The organism is Streptomyces sp. NPDC059037, from assembly GCF_042740015.1.
In the GTDB taxonomy this organism is placed as follows: domain Bacteria; phylum Actinomycetota; class Actinomycetes; order Streptomycetales; family Streptomycetaceae; genus Streptomyces.
In genome coordinates this window covers 1-5,669 of the sequence record NZ_JBHYIG010000287.1, presented here as the reverse complement: position 1 = coordinate 5,669, position 5,669 = coordinate 1, and the positions used below count along the sequence as shown (strand labels likewise).

The window sequence follows — 5,669 nt, the reverse complement described above, 5'->3', positions numbered from 1 at the left end:
AACGGTAAAGAATTTGTTCTCGGAGCTCAAAAACCACGATTGGGTGCCGGCCGGGGCCTAGTGCCCGTGGCGGGGGGAGTGAGTCGACTCGCGCTTAGGTGGGCGGGGGCCCGGCCGGTGCACCGGGGGGGCCCCTTCGCGTACCGGCTTCGCGCGCCGGCTTCGCGTACCGGCGGACTTGCTCGTACCCCGAATGCTTCGCCTGCCGCGAAGCCGCAGCTCCCGCGTGTCACGGTGAAATCGACTGCCACCCTGAAGTCCGGAGCAATGCCATGGCAGACCTGCAGGTCGAACTCATCACCACCGCCGAGGCCGGAGAGCTGGATCAGCCCTTCACGGAGCCCTCCGCGGAGCCCGCCCAACCCGCCATAACCGTCCCTGAAGCGGCCTCCGCATCAGACCCCGACCCCCTGCCGGACCCGCTCCGGCATGCCCGCGCGCTGCTCGCTGCCCACCCCGTCGCCGACGGCTACAGCGGACTGCCCTGGGCGCTGCGCGAACTGCCCTGGTACGACCTGGAGCTCGGCGAAAGCGGGGTGGACGCCGATGTGCCCCGGCTGCGGGCGGGCGGTGTCGGGGCGCAGTTCTGGTCCGCACACGTCCCGGAGAACCTCAGCGGTGACCACGCCCTGGTCGTGACCCTCGAACAGCTCGACCGCATCAAGCACATCGTCGACGACCACCCCGAAGGACTGCGGCTCGCCCGCACGGCGTCCGAGGCGGTCGACGCCCGCCACTGCGGCCGCATCGCCACCCTGATCGGCCCGGCGCGCGCCGCGGCGATCGGCGACTCACTGGCCACGCTGCGGGCGCTGCACGACCTCGGTCTGTGCTCGCTCACGCTCTCCGGCACGCCATGGGCGGGGCCCGACGGCCTGAGCCCGTTCGGCGAGGAGGTCGTCCGCGAGCTGAACCGGCTCGGGGTACTCCCCAACCTCTCCGAAGCCTCCGAGGCCACGGCGCGCCGGGTGCTCATCCTCTCCAGGGCGCCGGCGCTCTTCGTGCGCTCGGGGGCCCTGGCCCTGCGCGACGCCCCCGGGAACCTCTCCGACGGCCTGCTGACCACGCTCGGCGAGGCCAAGGCCCTGTGCCTGGTGCCGCTCGCGGCCGAGCAGACGGGTTCCTCGATCGGAGAGGTCGCGGACCACCTCGATCACGTACGCCGTCTCGCGGGCCCGGAGTGCGTCGGCCTCTCGGGCATGTACGACACCACGGCCACGCACCCCGAGGGCATGGCCGACGTCTCGCGCTATCCGCATCTCATCGCCGAGCTCATCGAGCGCGGCTGGCCGGATACTGAGCTCGCGATGCTGACCTGGGGCAACGTCCAACGGGCGCTGCGCGGCGCGGACTTCACCGCGCGGGCGACGCGGGAGAGGCAGCGCCGCCAGGCGGCCGCCGGCTGACACCTTCGCTCCCGTCATCGTCATGGCTGATCCGGCAGAGGCACAAGGGATGCCCTGCCGGATCGGCGTAGACGCGGAAGTCGCGCTCGATGTACACGCGGAAGTCGCGCTCGATGTACACGCGGAAGTCGCGCTCGATGTCCTGGACGGTCGGCCCCGCGTCGAAGTCCAGGTGGATCTGCCGCGAGTCGGCGTGGGTGATGATCCCGCCGAGCAAGTGGCCGTAGAACTCGGTGAGTTGGCCGCTCTCTCAGCAGGCGCAGAGGCAGAAGGGGTGCCCGGCAGGGTCCGCGTACACCCGGAAGCTGCGGCTGCGGTCCGATGCCTCCAGCGCGGTGGCACCGAGCGCGAGGACCTCGCGCTCGACCGCGTCCATCTCCGCGGCCTCCACGGTGAGGTCCAGATGGAACTGCTGCGAGCGGTCGGCCGACGGCCACTGCGGCGGGACGTGGCCGGGCGCCTTCTGGAAGGCGAGGGGCGTCCCGTCGTGGCCTTCGAGGTCGACCCAGCCGTCGCCGTCGTCCTTGGGGGTGCCGCCGAGGACGGCGGCGTAGAAGCCGGCGAGGGCGAGGGGGTCGGGACAGTCGAGTACGACGACGCCGAGTTTGGCGAGTGGCATGAGTCTCTCCCGGTTCGAGTTACGAGCACGAGTTACCCTTACAGGCTCTCATCGGGTAACGGTTACTCCATACTCCCGCAATGGAGGTAACGTCGCAAGCATGAATGACAGAGCACCCGCTCCCGGCGGACTCACGCTGGTCCAGGCGCTGGTGAACACACTGGACCTGGAGTCGGGCGCGGACGCGCTGGACACGGCGGAGGGGCGGGCCCCCTTCGGGCTCGCTGCCGGGGCGGAGACGGTGGCGGCGCAGGAGCTGCGGGAGTCCCTGCGGGTGGCGTGCCTGGCCCACGCGGGGCACGGACCGCACGCCTCCGTGCCGCCGCTCTCCCAACTCCTCGCGGGGGCGCCGCTGTTGGTGACGGTGTCGGAAGACGACGGCTCGGCGTCACTGACCCCCGCGGAGCCCGCCACCCTCGCCTCCCGCGTGGCGGCGGCCATCGCGGAGGCGGTCGCCGCCGGGACGTGGGGCCGCCTCAAGGCCTGCGAGGCATCGGACTGCCACTGGGCGTACTACGACCGAAGCCCGGCCGGGCGGAGCCGGTGGTGCGACATGGGGGTGTGCGGGGCTCGGGCGAAGATGCGGGCTTATCGGGCGCGGAAGGGTGGGCCGGGGGGTGCGGGGTAGCCTCCGGCGAGTTCGCCCTCAAACTCCCCCAAGCTCTTAAAGAGCAGGGGGGACCCCCTCGGCGGGCTGAAAGAGCTGCGGCCGGGCTGGAAGACCTACCGACAGGGTGGGCGGGCGGGAAGAATCCGCCGCGAAGCGGCGGTCTTGAAATTCAGGCCGCCGGGCGGCCCATGGCCCGGTACGTCCAGCCGGCGGCACGCCATACCGCAGGGTCCAACGCATTGCGCCCGTCCAGAATGAGCCGCGCCGAAGTCACCTCGCCCAGCGACTCCGCATCCAGCTCACGGAACTCGCGCCACTCCGTCAGGTGGAGGACGACGTCCGCGCCGCGCACCGCGTCCACCGCGGTCTCCGCGTACCCCAGCGTCGGGAAGAGGCGGCGGGCGTTCGCCATGCCCTTGGGGTCGTACACCGTGACCTGACCGCCCTGGAGGTGGATCTGCCCGGCCACGTTCAGCGCGGGCGAGTCACGGACGTCGTCCGAGTCGGGCTTGAAGGTGGCGCCGAGGACGGCGACCCGCTTGCCCAGGAACGACCCGCCGCCCAGCGCCTCGCGCGCCATCTCGACCATCTGGCCGCGCCGCCGCATGTTGATGGAGTCGATCTCGCGGAGGAAGGTCAGCGCCTGGTCGGCGCCCAGCTCCCCCGCCCGCGCCATGAACGCCCGGATGTCCTTCGGCAGGCAGCCGCCGCCGAAGCCGATCCCGGCCCGCAGGAACTTCTTGCCGATCCGGTCGTCGTACCCGAGCGCCTCCGCCAGCTTCACGACATCGCCGCCCGCCGCCTCGCAGACCTCCGCCATCGCGTTGATGAAGGAGATCTTCGTGGCGAGGAAGGAGTTCGCGGAGGTCTTCACGAGCTCGGCGGTCGGGAAGTCCGTCACGACGAAGGGCGAGCCCTCGCCGACCGGCCCCGCGTACACCTCGCGCAGCAGCTTCTCCGCGTGCGCGCTGCGTACGCCGACGACGATGCGGTCCGGGTGCAGCGTGTCCTGCACGGCGAGGCCCTCCCGCAGGAACTCCGGGTTCCAGGCCAGCTCCGCCTCCGCGCCCACCGGGGCGGCGGCGGCCAGCTCGCGCGCGAGGCGGTCCGCGGAACCGACCGGCACGGTCGACTTGCCGACGACAAGGGCGGGCCGCGTCAGATGCGGGGCGAGCTGCGCGAAGGCGCTGTCGACGTAGCTCATGTCACAGGCGTACTCGCCGTGCTTCTGCGGAGTGTTCACGCAGACGAAGTGGACGTCGCCGAACGCGGCGACCTCCGCAAAGTCCATGGTGAAGCGCAGGCGCCCGCTCGACCCCTCGATCCCGGCGACGTGCTTGCGAAGCAGCTCCTCCAGGCCGGGCTCGTACATCGGGACCTCGCCCCGCTGCAGCATTTCGATCTTCTCGGGCACGACATCGAGCCCGAGCACCTCGAAGCCGAGCTCGGCCATGGCCGCGGCGTGCGTGGCGCCGAGATAGCCGGTGCCGATCACGGTGATCTTGAGGGCCATGCGGTGCTCCAGGGGTCTACGGCCGTCAGTGCGGTGCCCGAGCATAGTCGGGCCTCTGGCGGGGCACGTTCCCGCCATTGCCACCCCCTTATTGCCCGCTCACTGCCCGCTGTCAGAAAGCTCACGTATCCGTCCCGTGGGCCGACCACTAAAATTTGGGTTACTTAACGGTAATTAGCGTCCTTGGAGCGTGAGAGACCTTGGCCGGATCGGCTGATTTCGACCTGTACCGCCCGTCCGAGGAGCACGACATGCTCCGCGACGCGATCCGTTCGCTGTCCGAGGCGAAGATCGCACCGTTCGCCGCGGCCGTCGACGAGGAGGCCCGCTTCCCGCAGGAGGCGCTCGACGCCCTCGTCGCCAATGACCTGCACGCGGTGCACGTACCGGAGAGCTACGGCGGCGCGGGCGCCGACGCGCTCGCCACGGTCATCGTGATCGAGGAGGTGGCACGGGTCTGCGCCTCGTCCTCTCTCATCCCCGCGGTGAACAAGCTGGGCTCCCTCCCCGTGATCCTCTCCGGCTCCGAGGAGCTGAAGAAGAAGTACATGTCGCCGCTCGCCAAGGGCGACGGCATGTTCTCGTACTGCCTGAGCGAGCCCGACGCGGGCTCGGACGCGGCCGGCATGAAGACGAAGGCCGTCCGTGACGGGGACGAGTGGGTCCTCAACGGCGTGAAGCGCTGGATCACCAACGCGGGTGTGAGCGAGTACTACACGGTCATGGCCGTCACCGACCCGACCAAGCGCTCGAAGGGCATCTCCGCCTTCGTCGTCGAGAAGTCGGACCCGGGCGTCTCCTTCGGCGCCCCGGAGAAGAAGCTCGGCATCAAGGGTTCGCCGACCCGCGAGGTCTACTTCGACAACGTTCGCATCCCCGCCGACCGCATGATCGGCGAGGAGGGCACGGGCTTCGCCACGGCGATGAAGACCCTGGACCACACCCGCATCACGATCGCGGCCCAGGCACTCGGCATCGCGCAGGGCGCGCTCGACTACGCCAAGGGGTACGTCAAGGAGCGCAAGCAGTTCGGCAAGCCGATCGCGGACTTCCAGGGCATCCAGTTCATGCTCGCGGACATGGCCATGAAGATCGAGGCGGCACGTCAGCTGACGTACGCGGCGGCGGCGAAGTCCGAGCGCGGCGACGCCGACCTCACCTTCCAGGGCGCGGCGGCGAAGTGCTTCGCGTCGGACGTCGCGATGGAGGTCACCACGGACGCCGTCCAGCTGCTCGGCGGCTACGGCTACACCCGTGACTACCCCGTCGAGCGGATGATGCGCGACGCGAAGATCACGCAGATTTATGAAGGCACGAATCAGGTTCAGCGGATCGTGATGGCCCGCAACCTGCCGTAGCCTGCGGCGCTTTCACGTACGTCCGGTCGCCCTCGCCCCTTCCCCGGGGCGGGGGCGAAAGCCCTAACCCGCGGGCGACCGTGGCCAGCCGGGAAAGCGCCCCTGGGGCCCACCCCCCGAAACACGGGGAGCGGCCAAGCACCGAACCAAATTATGGATCAAT

The 5,669-nt window shown here is 70.2% G+C and carries 6 protein-coding genes; 3 read left to right on the top strand and 3 right to left on the bottom strand.

Annotation, left to right across the window (positions count from 1 at the left end):
• The first annotated feature begins 272 nt into the window (after positions 1-272).
• A complete protein-coding gene (locus ACFWY6_RS37885) occupies positions 273-1,406 on the top strand; it encodes a dipeptidase (RefSeq protein WP_384700338.1) in 1,134 nt (377 codons plus the stop codon).
• Here the strand turns inward: ACFWY6_RS37885 and ACFWY6_RS37880 are convergent.
• Together ACFWY6_RS37880 and ACFWY6_RS37875 are read right to left on the bottom strand one after the other, a co-directional pair.
• Positions 1,354-1,623 (bottom strand): hypothetical protein, encoded by a 270-nt coding sequence (locus tag ACFWY6_RS37880; protein WP_384700336.1) that lies wholly within the window; start codon positions 1,621-1,623, stop codon positions 1,354-1,356. The genes ACFWY6_RS37885 and ACFWY6_RS37880 overlap by 53 nt on opposite strands.
• Before the next feature lie 33 nt (positions 1,624-1,656).
• On the bottom strand, positions 1,657-2,025 hold the full coding sequence (locus ACFWY6_RS37875; protein WP_384700334.1) for a VOC family protein: 369 nt from the start codon (positions 2,023-2,025) through the stop codon (positions 1,657-1,659).
• 100 nt (positions 2,026-2,125) lie between these two features.
• Between ACFWY6_RS37875 and ACFWY6_RS37870 the strand changes: the two genes are divergently transcribed.
• Positions 2,126-2,653 carry a CGNR zinc finger domain-containing protein gene (locus ACFWY6_RS37870; protein ID WP_384700332.1) on the top strand — a complete coding sequence of 176 codons (528 nt, stop codon included), beginning with the start codon at positions 2,126-2,128 and terminating at the stop codon, positions 2,651-2,653.
• A 151-nt stretch (positions 2,654-2,804) separates the two neighbouring features.
• Here ACFWY6_RS37870 and ACFWY6_RS37865 read toward each other — a convergent pair whose 3' ends face one another.
• Positions 2,805-4,148 carry a UDP-glucose dehydrogenase family protein gene (locus ACFWY6_RS37865; protein ID WP_384700330.1) on the bottom strand — a complete coding sequence of 448 codons (1,344 nt, stop codon included), beginning with the start codon at positions 4,146-4,148 and terminating at the stop codon, positions 2,805-2,807.
• A 200-nt stretch (positions 4,149-4,348) separates the two neighbouring features.
• Between ACFWY6_RS37865 and ACFWY6_RS37860 the strand changes: the two genes are divergently transcribed.
• Positions 4,349-5,506, top strand: a complete 1,158-nt coding sequence (locus tag ACFWY6_RS37860; protein ID WP_360770732.1) for an acyl-CoA dehydrogenase — start codon at positions 4,349-4,351, stop codon at positions 5,504-5,506.
• Positions 5,507-5,669 lie beyond the last annotated feature (163 nt).